This window comes from Alphaproteobacteria bacterium (assembly GCA_018063245.1).
GTDB lineage: Bacteria > Pseudomonadota > Alphaproteobacteria > JAGPBS01 > JAGPBS01 > JAGPBS01.
This window is the reverse complement of record JAGPBS010000050.1, coordinates 1-15,650: the sequence shown is the minus strand read 5'-3', so window position 1 is coordinate 15,650 and position 15,650 is coordinate 1. Positions and strand designations below refer to the sequence as shown.

13 protein-coding genes are annotated in these 15,650 nt (G+C 38.5%); 3 read left to right on the top strand and 10 right to left on the bottom strand.

The genetic code is table 11. From position 1 onward, the window contains the following. Positions 1-85: 85 nt before the first annotated feature. The 3 genes from KBF71_07375 to KBF71_07365 all read right to left on the bottom strand — a co-directional run bounded on the left by KBF71_07375 (position 86) and on the right by KBF71_07365 (position 4,191). Positions 86-1,582, bottom strand: a complete 1,497-nt coding sequence (locus tag KBF71_07375) for a DASS family sodium-coupled anion symporter (protein MBP9878131.1) — start codon at positions 1,580-1,582, stop codon at positions 86-88. A 152-nt stretch (positions 1,583-1,734) separates the two neighbouring features. Then, positions 1,735-2,646, bottom strand: a complete 912-nt coding sequence (miaA, locus tag KBF71_07370) for a tRNA (adenosine(37)-N6)-dimethylallyltransferase MiaA (protein MBP9878130.1) — start codon at positions 2,644-2,646, stop codon at positions 1,735-1,737. 15 nt (positions 2,647-2,661) lie between these two features. Next, positions 2,662-4,191: a 5'-nucleotidase C-terminal domain-containing protein gene (locus KBF71_07365; protein MBP9878129.1), complete on the bottom strand. Its 1,530-nt coding sequence runs from the start codon at positions 4,189-4,191 to the stop codon at positions 2,662-2,664. A gap of 155 nt (positions 4,192-4,346) precedes the next feature. Between KBF71_07365 and KBF71_07360 the strand changes: the two genes are divergently transcribed. Further along, positions 4,347-5,132, top strand: a complete 786-nt coding sequence (locus KBF71_07360) for a glycosyltransferase family 2 protein (protein MBP9878128.1) — start codon at positions 4,347-4,349, stop codon at positions 5,130-5,132. A gap of 117 nt (positions 5,133-5,249) precedes the next feature. On the opposite strand, the gene rplS is transcribed toward KBF71_07360, so the two are convergent. The 5 genes from rplS to KBF71_07335 all read right to left on the bottom strand — a co-directional run bounded on the left by rplS (position 5,250) and on the right by KBF71_07335 (position 8,324). After that, positions 5,250-5,675, bottom strand: a complete 426-nt coding sequence (gene rplS, locus KBF71_07355) for a 50S ribosomal protein L19 (GenBank protein MBP9878127.1) — start codon at positions 5,673-5,675, stop codon at positions 5,250-5,252. A 148-nt stretch (positions 5,676-5,823) separates the two neighbouring features. Then, the gene (gene trmD / locus KBF71_07350) at positions 5,824-6,570 is read right to left on the bottom strand and encodes a tRNA (guanosine(37)-N1)-methyltransferase TrmD (GenBank protein ID MBP9878126.1); all 747 of its coding nucleotides are present in this window, start codon (positions 6,568-6,570) and stop codon (positions 5,824-5,826) included. Continuing rightward, the gene (gene rimM, locus KBF71_07345; GenBank protein ID MBP9878125.1) at positions 6,563-7,105 is read right to left on the bottom strand and encodes a 16S rRNA processing protein RimM; all 543 of its coding nucleotides are present in this window, start codon (positions 7,103-7,105) and stop codon (positions 6,563-6,565) included. Before rimM ends, trmD begins: the two co-directional genes overlap by 8 nt. A gap of 99 nt (positions 7,106-7,204) precedes the next feature. Next, positions 7,205-7,330 (bottom strand): type B 50S ribosomal protein L36, encoded by a 126-nt coding sequence (gene ykgO, locus KBF71_07340; GenBank protein MBP9878124.1) that lies wholly within the window; start codon positions 7,328-7,330, stop codon positions 7,205-7,207. Between the two features lie 97 nt (positions 7,331-7,427). Beyond that, positions 7,428-8,324 (bottom strand): class I SAM-dependent methyltransferase, encoded by an 897-nt coding sequence (locus KBF71_07335; protein MBP9878123.1) that lies wholly within the window; start codon positions 8,322-8,324, stop codon positions 7,428-7,430. Between the two features lie 249 nt (positions 8,325-8,573). Between KBF71_07335 and KBF71_07330 the strand changes: the two genes are divergently transcribed. Next, positions 8,574-9,731, top strand: coding sequence for a glycosyltransferase family 4 protein (locus tag KBF71_07330; GenBank protein MBP9878122.1), 1,158 nt, complete (start codon positions 8,574-8,576; stop codon positions 9,729-9,731). A 154-nt stretch (positions 9,732-9,885) separates the two neighbouring features. Next, on the top strand, positions 9,886-10,926 hold the full coding sequence (locus tag KBF71_07325) for a leucine-rich repeat domain-containing protein (GenBank protein MBP9878121.1): 1,041 nt from the start codon (positions 9,886-9,888) through the stop codon (positions 10,924-10,926). A 153-nt stretch (positions 10,927-11,079) separates the two neighbouring features. On the opposite strand, the gene KBF71_07320 is transcribed toward KBF71_07325, so the two are convergent. Then, positions 11,080-12,792, bottom strand: coding sequence for a hypothetical protein (locus KBF71_07320; GenBank protein MBP9878120.1), 1,713 nt, complete (start codon positions 12,790-12,792; stop codon positions 11,080-11,082). A gap of 350 nt (positions 12,793-13,142) precedes the next feature. After that, positions 13,143-15,236: a sodium-translocating pyrophosphatase gene (locus KBF71_07315; protein ID MBP9878119.1), complete on the bottom strand. Its 2,094-nt coding sequence runs from the start codon at positions 15,234-15,236 to the stop codon at positions 13,143-13,145. Between the last annotated feature and the right edge of the window lie 414 nt (positions 15,237-15,650).

Below are 15,650 nucleotides of genomic sequence, written 5' to 3'. Positions count from 1 at the left end.
TCACTCTTTTCTCCTCTTTGTAGAGTCAATTCTACATCATGCTAAAATAAAAACGTTGATAATGATAGAAGATTGTTAATTGGCATTATAGTATACCTAGCCATTTCCAGTAAGTTAATGAAAAGATAAAACTCAGCACATACACAACAATTGTCAGAGCTATACCTACTCTCATAAAATCTTTAATCGTAAAGCTTTCAGTACCGTAAGCAACCATACTTTGAGGGCTATTCACAGGTAAAATGAAACCAAGACTAATAAAGAATTGCATAAGCAACGTTACGCCCATTGGGTTTGTAATCTGTGGCAATCCTTGGAATATCGATATCAAAATTGGAATCATTGAGGCTGTTAAAGCAGAGGCACTCGCAAATCCTAAGTGAATGATGAGCAAGAAGAGCCCAAGAACCATCACAATAGCCAAAGCGGAATAGGATTCTAACCCTAATGTTGCACTGATAATTTGAGCAAGCCAGGCCGCTGATTTTGTATTTAACATTGCATTGCCTAAGCTAATGCTAACACCAAACAAAATCAAAGTCCCCCACGGAATACGATTCTGAACTTCTTTCCAAGTCATAATACCAACACCTGGTAATAACATTAAAGCAACACCAAACAGAGTCACAGCCGGCGTATCAAAATGATGTAAAAGACCTTGTGTACTCCATAAGAAAAGAAGACCAACAAACCCAAACAATAGTTTTTTCTCATCAAAACTCATAGGTCCAAGGCCCGCAAGATCTGACTTGATCGTCTCGTTTCCGCCTTGAATATCGTTCACTTCTGGTTTGACCATCCAAAGCATTAAAAAATACAAAGCGACCGTACAAGAAATTGTATAAGGAAAAGCAATCTTCACCCATTCAAGCCACCCCAATTGAACCTTAAATACATCTTTCAAGAAGCCAAGAGCAATTAAATTTTGCGCACCAGCTGTGGGAACACCAACGTTCCACAATGTCACGATATTAGGCATACTAATCATCAGCAAGCCACAAAACCGACTTTTTTTATCCATGCCAAAGGCAGCAACAATCCCAAGAATAATCGGCACAAGGCATGAGCATCTTGCCGTTGAGCTTGGCACCATAAAGGCAAGCAAAATACCAACAAGAATGGTTCCTAAAAAAATGTTACGTGTCTTTGTGCCAACGAGAGATAAAATATTAAGCGCTAAACGTCGATCAAGGCCTGTTTTTGTCATAGCAGCTGCCAAAACAAGAGCAGAGGCAACAAGAACCGTTGCAGGCGCGGCAAAACCTTCAGTCGCTATTTTTAAAGCTTTATCCGAACCAATCATTGCTCCTATATTATCTGGTTGAGGAGCCGTTCCGATAAAAAAGACCATCATCGAAGCAATCACGATTGCTGAGACACTGTAATCCATTGCTTCTGTCATCCAAATAATGACAGCAAAGACCAAAATAGCAAGAACCCTTTGACCAACAACAGTTAATCCTGTATCAAGCGGTACAAAGGTAATAACAGCCAGATATCCGAGAACAGCGAAAAGCAAACCCAATTTTTTGAGGCTTAAAAGATTTAATAGATTATATTTTACAACAGCTAATTGACTCATGTTTTTAACCAATATTATATGATGAATGATTGCTTTTAAAAGAGTAGCACATCGAAGCTACATCCTGATTGATCATATTACAAGCGATAATTTCAACAAGTCAAATTTTTTTCTGAATCAAATAATTTTCAATACTAACAAAGCATTCATAATCAGATATTTGAAGAATCAAGCCTAAAGCAGTCTTCTTTATTGATCTGATGCTTAAACCAGGTGATTTGCCTTTTGGCATAATTTCTTGTTGCTTGTTGAGCCTTGTCTAAAGCCAACTCAAAAGACATTTCGCCATTTAAATGCGCTATAAATTCTGGTGCTCCTAAGATACGAAATACAGGCGCTTTCTCTGACACACCTTGGCTCAACAAGGCCTCTAACTCAATCAAAGCACCAGCCTTAATCATTTGAACCAGACGCTTGTTACAACGATCATACAAGATATCCCTCGGCATATCTGTTACAATCACTTGAAACGTAACGTCACTGAGGCGATGTTCTAAAGGCAAGGCTTGCCAATCAGATAAAGGTTTTCCTGTCGCTTCATAGACTTCTAGAGCTCTGATCAATCTTTGTCGATCATGCCTATCTATATTTTCTGCACTCACAGGATCTATTATCTTTACACGCATAAAAAATGATTCAGAACCCTCTGCATCAAAAAGCTGAGAAAGCCTCTCTCTAATAGTAGATGACACTTCAGGAATTGGAGAAATACCCTCCATCACAGCCTTTAAGTAAAGGCCAGTCCCTCCAACAAGAATCGGGATTTTCCCACGTGAAAAACAATCTTTAATTGCTTCATTTGCTTTCAGCAAATACTGAAAGGCATTCATTTTTTCATCAGGATTTAGGATTTGGAAGAGATGATGAGGAACTGCTTTATACTCAGCCTCAGAAGGTGCTGCAGATAGCAAGGGCAGATCCTTGTAAAGCTGCATCGCATCCGCACAAATGATCTCACCATCATGATTCTTGGCTAATTGCAGCGCAAGATCAGACTTGCCTGAAGCCGTAGGTCCACAGACAATCACAATTGTTCTTTTATCCTTACCAATTGCGATTGTCATCATAGATCCTTGTGATTAATGAAGGCGCTTAACGCGGCCTTCAACTTTTGGAGCAATCTCTTTTAGTTTCTTAATATATTCAACAACAATTGAAGCTTCCAGAGGCGTATCCGTTACTTTCACCACTGTTTTTGCTTTTTGGAACATATCGTAATTCTCGCCACCTTTGAAGAGATACTCATTAACAACAACTTTATAATTCTTGGCTTCATCAAGCGGCTGTCCTGCAACTTTAATCTCAACAAGACGTTCACCCTTCTTTTTATCCGCATCAAAAACATAAGTCATACCAGAGACTTGAGGAAACCCACCAGATTGACCTTTAATTGATGCAAGACCAACTTCGATTGCACGGCGAAGCTCTTTCCCGCTCAGTTCAACAACAGCAATGTGTTTTCCGAAAGGAAGCTCAGTATAAATGTCACGCATTGTTAGCTCTGTATCCGGCTCATAGACTTTATTTCCTCTCAGACCACCACCATTGACAATCGCAACATCCCCTTGATATTTATCACGGAAGCTATCTGCAATTAAATTACCGAGAGCTGTTTCTGATTCACGAACTTTTGCTCTTCTACTATCAAGTTCAGTGAGTGTTTTACCAATTGGTACATCAAACTTTGCATGCATTTCTTTGGTTAAAGATGCAATTTTTTCTTTCATTTCAGGATCTGGCGTAACGTCTTGACTATCTACAACACGGAAATGAGGAGTCCATTCAACCTCCTTAACACCATGAAAATCTTTTCTTTCAAGCTCAATATCAACAACTGAGATATATTCGGCCTGAGATTTTGAAATCATAAGACCTGTCACTGAATCGTAGAAGGTTAAAAGCACTTCATCATGTCCGCCCAAAATAAAATCAATACCCAGATTGGCTTTCATTAAAGCCATATCTTCAACAACTCCAAGGTGACATAAAGCAACAATAAAATCAGCACCTTGTTCTTTGAGCTCCTTGATGGCGTCACGAGCAGATTCCACAACTGGATCAAAGGTTACATAACCAGGCGCAGACACAAATTTTGTTTCTGGTGTTGTTAAACCAATAAAGCCAATTTTGAATCCATCAATTTCACGAATGGCAGAAGGTACTGTCCCCGCAATTCTTTTATGATCCGTTTCATATACATTTGAAGACAAAATCGGAAACTTGGCTTGAGCAATCCATTTTTTAGCAATATCTGGACCAAAGTCAAACTCATGATTACCGAGCGTCATATAATCAAGTTTCAACTCATGATACAGATCAATCATATGTTTTCCATGATCAAGTGTTGATAAGATTGACGGTGAAATTGTATCCCCACCCATTGTGAAAATCACAGTTTTGTTATCACTACGCTCTTTCTTTAAAACAGCAGCTAGTTTCGCAACGCCGCCTCTGTCTTTATAGGGCTCAACCTTATCCATATCATTCACATGAACCAAGGTAAATTTTGTTTTATCGGCCGCAGAAGCCTCTGTTGAATAAATAAATGTCAAAAAGAAAATTTGACAAAAAAGAAGAATATAAAACTTTAAATTAGAGAGATTAATCATTGAAATCATTTCCTATTTGTTATCATCAGAATACATGTATGACATAAGCAAATTCAAAAATCAAGATAAAACAGATATCAATTTTACTTTACTTTTCTTATGGAATCCATCATGTTAGACATAATTAATACCAACCATAAACAAAGTTGAATTCTATGAATAAACCCCAAAAAAAACCACCAAGTCTCTCTATTCTTATGTGCATTCATAATGAAGAAAACAGACTTGAATCTTGCTTGAACAATCTCACATTTGCAGATGAAATTATCATCATTCTCGATCGATCAACCGACCGCTCGAAAGAAATCGCTCAAAAGTTTGGAGCCAAAATCATTGAAGGCGCTTATGAATTAGAAGGAACACGCCGCAATTTAGCGATCAAAGAAGCAACCTGCGACTGGTGTCTTGAAGTCGATGCCGATGAAGTTGTCCCATCAGATTTGGCTCAGGAAATTCGCTCAACTATCACATCAACTTCTTCAGATTATCACTTGATTTCAATAGATAATTATATCGGGAATCGATTGGTTCGCTATGGATGGGGAGCCTCATTTGGAACATCCGTTGTCGCACGTTTGTTCAAAAATGGGATGAAACATTGGGGCCCTCAACGCGTTCACCCGAGAGTTACTTTTCAAGGAACGAAAGGCACACGACTCAAACATGCTATGCCACATTATGTCGATCGCGATCTTACAGACATGTTCAAACGCTTAAACAATTATTCCACAGCACGTGCAAAAGACCTGAGAGATGATCCAAACTTCATCAACGGAGATTCAGAAACTTTCCGGAAGAATTTCTTCCGCTTTTTCTCACGCTTTTATAAATGCTTTTTTAGACGTAAAGGTTATAAGGAAGGATCAATGGGCTTTACGATTGCCCTTTGTGCGGGTCTTTTCCCCCTTCTCTCTTATCTAAAAGCCGTTCATGAAAAGTGATGCATCATAATTATCACAACACCTTCTAAGCTATAAGCCTCTTTTCGTATTATTGCCCATAAAAAATCCCCACTTTCTGACTAAAAATGGGGATTTCTAATTTCTATACTAGAAAGCTTAGCTTGCTGCAGGAGATGATGCACCTGGCTTTTTTCTTCTCGCACGCAATTCAGCCATGCCATGACCTGTTGTTCTTTCTGTAATACGAGCTGATTTACCTGAAAGATCACGTTGATAGTACAATTTCGCTCTGCGAACTTTACCATAACGGACAACTGTGATTTCTGTAATTTTCGGACTATAAAGTGGGAAAATACGTTCAACACCTTCACCATAGCTTACTTTTCTTAAAGTAAATGAAGAGCTAACGCCATTATTTGTACGTGCAATGCAAAGACCTTCAAAAGTCTGGATACGCTCACGTGTACCTTCAACAATCTTCAAATTCACTTTAACCGTATCTCCTGGAGAAAAGTCAGGAACAGGTCTCATCTCTAGAACTCTGTCTATTTCTTGTTTTTGAACGAGATCCATTATATTCATTTTAACACCTCAATATTATCTTATCAGTTTGTTTCAATTAATCATTCTACATAGAGTTTCATTCAAAAAACCCGTCAACTCAAATGCGACTTTATTTAGAATGATCCGAATAACTTACACTAACTTAGAGAAAGTTCCAACCATTTTTTTAAGAAAAATCAGTTTTTTTACCATTTTTTTCTAAATAACGCAGAAATAGATCCTCTCTCCGATCTTTTGTGAGCATCAAAGACATTTCTTTACGCCATTTTTCGATATCAGCATGATGCCCCGACTTTAAAACATCAGGAACTTCTCGGCCCATCCATTCAGCAGGCCTTGTATAATGTGGATATTCTAACAAACCATCCTCAAAACTCTCAGATCCCGCTGTATCAACATTTCCCATAACTCCGGGCAATAATCTAACAACTGAATCAAGCACAACAAGCGCTGCCACTTCACCGCCAGAAAGCACATAATCACCAATGCTCAATTCTTCAATTTGATGATGCTCTAAGACACGCTCATCAATGCCTTCATAGCGACCACATAAAAGTGTTATGCCTTTCTTCTGGCTCAATTCCTTCACAAAGGCTTGGTCTAAAACACGTCCCCTTGGCGAAAGATAATAAATGGGATAATCAGCACCTTTTTGCCCTTCTGCTGCAGATAGTATTGCTCTATGAAGCACATCAGGTTTTAAAACCATCCCTGGACCACCACCATAAGGGATATCATCAACCGTCTTATGCTTGTCTTCAGCAAAATCACGAATCTGAATTGCCTCACAGTCCCAAATTCCTTTTTCGAGCGCTTTTCCTGAAAGACTCAAACTCAAAGGACCAGGAAACATCTCTGGAAACAAAGTCAAAATACGGGCTCGCCACGGCGATTGTTCAGGTGAATCACTCATCTCTATCCTCATGAAACTTTCGCTCCTCGGCAGTTTCTTCAAGCATTATCGGCAATTCTACAACTATTTCCTTGGTATCTAAATCAATTGAAACAACATATTCTCGTTGAAAGGAAATAAATTCGGTCTTCCCATTTTCAAATTCAATATCCAGCAAATCACCTGCGCCAAAATTGCACACATCCTTTATGTGCCCAATAAGCTTACCTTGCGGATTCTTAACGGTTAATCCTATCAAATCACGATAGTAAAATTCATCCTCGTCAGCCTCAGGTAAAAGCGCACCATCAACATATAAGTCTTGGCGAATTAAGAGTTCCGCTTGATTTCTATCTGTAATCCCATTGACCTCAGCTAAAATATTACCCTTATTCAATCCCTTAGGCACAACCTTAAAAATCGTTTTTCCTGTTTTATCTGTGAGAGGTCCATAAGAAGTCAAAGCCTCAGGTGTCTCAGTAAAATATTTAATTTTAACTAAGCCGCGAATGCCATGCACACCAACAATTTTTCCTAAGATGATTTTTTCAGCCATCTTTTTTCCTTATGTTTTGAGGATTATACCTATTATACCAAACACCAGATAAAAGAAAAGCGCCAGTAAGGCGCTTGAATTTTCTCAGTAAAATCAATATTAACCTTGACGCGCTTTAAAGCGTGGGTTCTTTTTATTGATAATATATACACGTCCACGACGTCTAATGAGTTTGCACTCTCTATGCCTTAATTTAAGGGTTTTGAGTGAATTTGATACTTTCATTTTTTCCACCTATCTAATAAATTTGTATGAATTCTGCATCAGTGCACTTATTTTGTCAAGCCTTATTTCATCTTTTTTGATTTTTTATAAAAACATCTCATATATGTCGCTTCAGAACGTGGAATTTATACACTTTTAACCCATCTGATATTGCTTTCAGCCTTCTCATCCAAAGATCAAGCTCAAATGAAACAATATCTTTTGTTTCATCCTCCATTGTAACCGTTTGTAAATACATTAAAAAAGAACTCACTTGCGCCTTAATCATCTTCTCATAATCCTTTGTTAAATCAAGCGTGATACGAATGTCAAAATTTCTCTGCGTTAATTCATGTAATGTTTCACGTAAGGTTGACAAAGTAGGTGGAAAAGGCTCTCCTTTCTCCCATTCTGAAATGGCTTCTTTGTTATATTCACCATCAACCACAAGGAAATCAATGAACAAAAATTGCCCATCCTCCTTAATTACACTCTCAATTTGATCAAAAAGAAGCATTTTATCCATGACAAGGAAAAATCTTTCTTTACAAAAAACACAGTCGTATTTTTTTTCGAATTTCATATTCTCATAATTCATGTAAGAGATTTTTGCTTGCTTTTCATATCCAAGCTTAACGGATAGAGAATTGCCGACTGCAGCTAAAAATTCAGAATTATCATATCCCGTGACCCATACACCATACTCATCAACCATATGCCTTGTAAGAGCTCCCAGACCGGGTGAAAGATCTAATACTGACATGGCAGGATTCAATGCAAAGGGCTTCACAAGCCCTTCAAGAAAATTCATATCACCTGGCCCGATTAAGCCATCTCCCCAAAGAAATTGGCAAACCTCTACTCTCGTTGCAGACCACAAGGGTTTACCATTTTTCATTATGTTAGAAGGAGAGTTCTCTAGAGCTTTCAGGCTCTTTTCTTCTTTTGTAATGTGAGGAATAACAGCACTTTGGGAGACAAATGCAGGGTGAACGGATTTTTTTGCATCCCGCAAAATAACATCCCCCTCCCACCAGGCTTTCAAATGTGATTTCAAATCCTGCAGAATCGCCAGTACCCCTTTTGTTCTTATGCTGCATTTATTCTATTGCTATATTACCAATAAAGGGTTAAAAGATAACCATTTTTCATTTACAATATTCATATATGATAAATGATTATCATATAAATTAAATACTAGAAAGAACAAAAAACAATTGCTATATTAGAAAAAGATTCATCTATTACGATACACAGGATTAACATGACAAACCAATCCAAGAAAAAACTACTCTTTATTGTCACAGAAGATTGGTACTTCTATTCACATCGACTCCCTATTGCAGAACTTGCTTTAAAACAGGGCTTTGAAGTTCATGTTGCATGTAAAATTGACAAACACGAAGAACGCATCCGAGAAAAAGGCTTCATTCCTCACGCTTTGAACTGGGAAAGAAGCGACTTATCACCAAGAACCATCTATAAAAATCAACATGAGATTGCAACAATTATCTCTATTGTTCAGCCTGACATCATCAATTACATTGCCATGAAGCCCATCTTAATTGGCGCTCTGCTTGCCTGCCAATACACAAAATTTAACAACATCAAAAAAATCTATTCATTCACTGGTCTTGGAACCCTCTTCACAAGCAAAAAATTAATTCATCAATTCATCCGAATGTTCGCAATTCCGATTCTAAAATTCGGATTAAAGCGCCCAAATAGTTTTTATATTTTCCAGAATGATGATGATTTTAACGAACTCCGTTTCAAAAAAATATTCAATCCTGAATTTGCTGCTCTGATTCGAGGATCGGGCGTTGATGAAAAGCATTTTCAGCCCTCACCTCTACCTCCACTCAAAGAAGGCATCAAATTTTGCACAATCGCAAGAATGCTCAAAGATAAAGGTATCGAACAATGCGTTGAAGCTCATCAACATTTATGGGCTGATGGTTATAAATCTGAACTCTGGCTCGTTGGTGACCCTGACCCTGAAAACCCGACAAGCTACTCTCCAGAAACCTTGAAACAATGGGCTAAGTTACCTGGCATCTTATGGCTTGGCCACCAATCTGATGTGCGCGAAATTCTTAAAAAAGCCCATGTATCAATCTTAATGTCTAAAAGAGAGGGGCTCCCTAAATCACTTTTAGAATCAAACAGTTGTGGACGCCCCATCATCGCAAGTGATGTGCCAGGCTGCAGGTCAATGGTTCACAACAACGTAAACGGATTCAAAGTTCCTTTTGCTAACATTCAAGCTCTTAAAATAGCTATGAAATTATTTATTGAAGAGCAAGCACCTATTCAAGAAATGGCAAAAGCATCACGTGAACTCATCCTCAATGGCTTTACAGCTGATACCATAGCTAAGCAAACAATTGATTTTTATAACAAAACCCTTATAGAGCAGTAACTTTATTCTGGCTTCTTGTCTAATCATCATGGAATTGAATACTTCCATAAAAGAATACTCACTCAAAATACACCTGTATAAATATTAATATCATCTTGACAAGTTTTATTTTTAACATATATTCCTCCATACCAACTATAAAAAGGAGTCACGCATGTCAGATCTAACCGTAACAAATCCAGCTTCTACCCAACCCATTAAGAACAGAAATTTAGCTTCACAAGCATCTCTTCAAATTGAAAATCCAAAAATCAAAAGACAGAATGATGAAGCTTTTCCCACCCAAGAAAACGCCATCTCAATTTTTGAACGTGCTGTAAGGGCTCGCGACCAGCTTTTATCATTGACAACACCTAATGACGTTATCAATCTTCTTGTGAGCGAAACAAAGAGATCTCCTGATCAAATCAAACAAGATCTTTCCAGAGACTTTTTTAAAAGTCAAAATGATTTTGACAAGCACATTATGGATTTCAGAAACTCCGTTCTCGCTGCAAATGACTCTTTAAAGACTGAAGAAACACCAAAAACAATCGTATCTGCTTATAGCGCTTATTGTGACTGTCGACATGCAATCTTGAAAAATCTTGAGACAACAAAATTCAATTGGGATACCAAAGAACTCACTTTCTTACCTCCTGAGGTTATTTATTTTAAAAGAATTACATCTTTCAGTGTCATGAACAATAGGCTGTCTTCTCTGCCGTCTGGTCTTTTCACACTGAGCACGCTCACAAAAATCAGCGTGAATGATAACATCATCTCTCATTTGCCTCCAATGACACAAGATCTACCAAACCTAAAAGAATTTTATATGATGAAGAATCGCTTAAAAGAAATCTCACCTGATATAACAATGCTACCTAATCTACAAAAACTCTATATTGCTGAGAATGAATTAACTGATATCCCTGAAGAGCTTTTTACTCTCGAACATTTGGTCTCATTACATATAGGCGGTAATCAGCTCACTCGGCTTCCTGCTAACATTGATGGATTAAAGAGTTTAATAACGCTCACAGCATGGGGTAATCAGCTTACCTCTCTACCACCGGTGTTTGTGAATTTAAAAAATCTGTCACAACTTTATCTGAATGATAATAAATTTGAAGTTGAACCACCTGAAATTGCACAGATGGAGCTATATATGTTGAACATTGCATTGAATCCATGCACAAAAAATAAACATCTCTAAAAAAAACAATCAGGAGGCTTTTAAACAAGGCCTCCTGATTGATATCACAAATTCTTCAACACATTCATCTTGAACTGGAGGTGGATCAATTTGAACTTGTTTTAGGGTCTTATCGTCATTGCAACAGATACGATAAACAGACTCACAATTCAATCATCTCTTTCCATGATCCGAAAATGCAACCCGCTTTGATGATGGCTCATCCCCATCTTCAAGGTTTCGCTTCTGAAGGTTTTTATCAATATCCTCAAGCCGTTTAAGGGCTTCAATTTGAGACTTCAATTCTTTTTTAATCATCTTTCTTCTTTCAGGCACTCGATCCATATACGCCTCTAATGCGTCTTGAATGATTTTGTAACCTCTTACAGCCAAGAAGCAAAAGTTTGATATATCCTCCTCAAAAGGATCATCTCCTAATTCTTCTCTGTATTTAAAGTCAAAATCTAAAGGAAAATACTGCAGATTTGGGGCTTTATCCAATAAAGCCTTTAGTGCAAAAATGGCAAAGGCATCCATGCCTGCAGTTGTAAAGTGTAGTGTCTTTAATTTTTCCATCGGCCTTAAAACAACTGACTCATGACTCTTAGATAGCTCCTTACATTTGCGAATATCAAGCTCTGTTAAATTGGGCATCATCCTGAACAAAACTGCCAAATCAGACCATGTAATCGGTGATTCAGATATATCAAGCTTAGACATTTCAGGAAAGTAATAGGGCCATTGTTCAATCGCTTGGGTAAACTGTAGGACAAAATCTTTGAAAGACCCTTCCTGCACTTTGGACGATGAGACATTTAATGCTGTTAAATTTGGCGCAATCTCTAAGAGAGATCTTAAATGAGACAAAGACCACAACAAGCCCATTTTGTTCACAAGAGTTATAAGGTTAGGAAGTGAAATTTTACTGAAAGGAGCAAAATCCATATGAGCTAATTCCTCAATACCTGAAATTTCAAGTTGTTCAAGATTTCTTGTCACTTGCAAAAAAGTTAAGAGAGCAAATGGATGAATTTTTGAGTAGGCTAAATTGAGCGATTCAAGACTGTCAATGGATATTCCTGCTGAAAAACCTGCCTGTTTCCATGTTGTCTGATCATCCCAAAAACCGCCCCATGACTCATCAAAAACACACTCAGTCAAGCCCAAATACCTTATGTAAGGGAGTTTTTGTATATAAAGCTCTAACACATTTCGATCGACCATCGTACAACTCAATGCGAGCCTGACTAACGCGTTTAAATCTGGTACAGGATTCATGGCTCGATGACCTCTTCCACCACCAAGCAAATCTACTGATCCATTTGCAAGCTGAGGATCATAACAAACTGCCGCTAATCCTCCAGCAACAGACTGTTGAAAAGTCGTAATCACGGTTAAGTCCCTATGGCCTGCATCAAACAAAGTTAACAAAGGAAGCTTAAGTTCTGGAGATCCCGTTTGAAAAGTCTGAGTTTGTCTATTCATACTGGAAAAATTAATGAAATTTGTTTGAAGTGCACTGTGAGCAGTTCGTTGTCCATACCGAGGTAATGGATGTTCCGGCAGACGCGCACGATTAGCACGTATATAGACAAACCAATTCCTGAGTTGATTGATTGAATACAAACCATTCATATTTCGGGTTGTCACGACCATTTTAAAAACATCACGTGGATTCAAATAGAGCAGAAGATTTTTCCAAGCCCTCTCATCAAAGCAAGAAAACAATCCTAGATAATCGCTCTGGTCTTTCTTTCGCTCTAATATATTCGTTGTTTCATCCGTCACCTTAAAGGCATGAAATTCTTCTAAAATAGAATCTGGAAAATAGTAAAGTTTTTGATTTTCCTTGAGAGTTTGGGCCTCTTGAAATTGAACAAGTGTCATAAAAATAGCCTTTCACATTAAGAATCCTGAAAATGATCGCTGCATCATAGAATATAATTAAAAATTTTAAGAATCGTCATTCAAAGTCGCCTCAGTAAGAGGCGACGTGGAATCTCAGACAATCAACAAATGAGTACAATTCTTTTTGAGAGATTGCAGAGACTCCACGGGCTCTTCCGTCTTCGCCGAGGCTACGACGCAAGGAGTCCTCTGAGTGACGATTGAGGTTATTACACATCGGTCTCAAAGATTATAAAATTTATTAACAAACATTAACACAAAAAAGCTTCTCTTTTCAATAAAAAACCCCCCTCCGGATAAAGGGGGATTTTGAGCAATCATTGCAAAAACTAGATAGATGTTTTCGCAAGCATCGCAAGCAGAAGAATTGCAACAATATTGATGATTTTAATCATCGGATTGATTGCAGGACCTGCTGTATCCTTGTAAGGATCGCCAACAGTATCACCTGTTACAGCAGCTTTATGAGCCTCAGACCCTTTACCACCGTAATTGCCTTCTTCAATATACTTCTTCGCATTATCCCATGCACCACCACCTGATGTCATTGAAAGAGCCACAAAGATACCTGTCACAATTGTCCCTAAGAGCATTGCTCCTAAAGCGATGAAGGCCTCTGTTTTACCTGCAATCGCATTGATGATAAAGAACAAAGCAATCGGTGCAACAACTGGCAAGAGCGATGGCATGATCATTTCACGGATCGCCGCTTTTGTCAGAATATCAACTGCTTTACCATATTCTGGCTTTGCTGTGCCTTCCATAATGCCTTTGATTTCGCGGAATTGACGTCTCACTTCAATCACAACTGAAGCTGATGCCCTTCCAACTGATGTCATGCCCATAGATGCAAACAAATATGGCAATAATCCACCCATTAAAAGACCAACAACAACATATGGATTCTGCAGATCAAAATTCACATGAATGCTTGGGAAATAATAACCAAGATCTTCAATGTAAGCTGCAAAAAGAACCAATGCAGCAAGACCTGCTGATCCAATTGCATACCCCTTTGTCACTGCCTTTGTTGTGTTACCAACAGCATCAAGTGCATCGGTTGTCACGCGGACAGATTCAGGGAGATTTGCCATTTCAGCAATACCACCAGCATTATCTGTCACTGGACCATAAGCATCGAGCGCTACAACCATACCAGCGAGAGCGAGCATTGTTGTTGCAGAAATCCCAATACCATAAAGGCCAGCTTGGTGATAAGCCAAGATAATACCTGCACAGATGATAATCACTGGAATCGCTGTTGCTTCTAATGAAATTGCAAGACCTTGGATGATATTTGTTCCATGACCTGTTTCAGAAGAGCGCGCAATTGAGCGAACTGGGCGATAGGCTGTTGATGTGTAATATTCTGTGATCCAAATTAATGAACCTGTTACACCAAGACCAACGGCACCACAATAGATCAAATTCATCCCTGTGATTGTCTTATTTGCAACAGTTGCCACAACAGCATCAAGACCAAAAAGGTGATGAGTTGCTGCAACAATGAGGATACCAGAAATAATCACACTCACTGTAAAGCCTTTATACAAAGCGCCCATGATGTTTTCTGTTGAACCGAGTTTTACAAAGTAAGTTCCAATGATAGAACCAATAATGCAAACAGCACCAATAAGCAAAGGATAAAGCATCATGGTTGAGCGAAGAGCTGCATCTGTGAAGAAAATAGCGCCAAGCAACATTGTTGCAACAATTGTTACAGCATATGTTTCAAAAAGATCTGCTGCCATACCTGCACAGTCACCAACGTTGTCACCAACGTTATCAGCGATCACAGCTGCATTTCTTGGGTCATCTTCCGGAATTCCAGCTTCAACTTTACCAACAAGATCAGCACCAACGTCTGCACCTTTTGTAAAGATACCGCCGCCCAATCTAGCGAAGATTGAGATCAAAGAAGCACCAAAGCTAAGAGCAACCAATGCTTCAAGAATTGATCTTGTATCAAGACCTGTTGAAACGAGGTAAGCATAGTAGCTTGCAACACCTAAAAGACCAAGACCAACCACAAGCATCCCTGTAATGGCACCTGATTTAAAAGCAATTTCAAGCGCTTGTGCAAGACCAGATCTTGCAGCTTCTGCTGTTCTAACGTTTGCTCTAACTGAAACATTCATACCAATGTAACCTGCAGCGCCTGATAAAACTGCACCAATTGCAAAACCAATTGCAACATGGATACCAAGAATAAAAGCTAAAGCCAAACCAATGATCAGACCAACAATTGCAATTGTTGTATATTGTCTGTTCAGGTAAGCTTTCGCCCCTTCTTGAACGGCGGCTGCAATGCTTTGCATCTGGGCTGTTCCGGTACTTGCTGCCATAACTTGTCTTGTTGTAAACAAGCCATAGAGAAGTGCCAAACTGCCGCAACCTAAAATAAACATGAGTTCATTCGACATTCAAAACTCCTTAAGGGTTAATGAGACCGATGGCATATCGCCAAAGGGCTCGACTGATAACAACGTCAAGGGAAAGAAATTGAGCGACTTAAAAAAGAAATGAAATATATTGACTATATATTTCATTTCAGAAGGTGAGTTTTCAAGTTTTGTTCTTATTCTTTCATCTTGAACTAAGAATAAGGTGCCTCATCATTAACAATTACGCAAGTAAAACTTTTCAAAAAGGTACAAATGATTTTTTCAAGGGTTTACTCTTGTCACTCCGACTTTTATCTTGTCACCTCCGCAACCATCTCTTGTCACCCCCGCGAAGGTGTATAGTAACGGATGATTGCCAAGACTCTTGTAATGTGCTATTAGGTATAAATTATTTAGTCATCAGAGGATACGCAAATGCAAATAAAATTACAC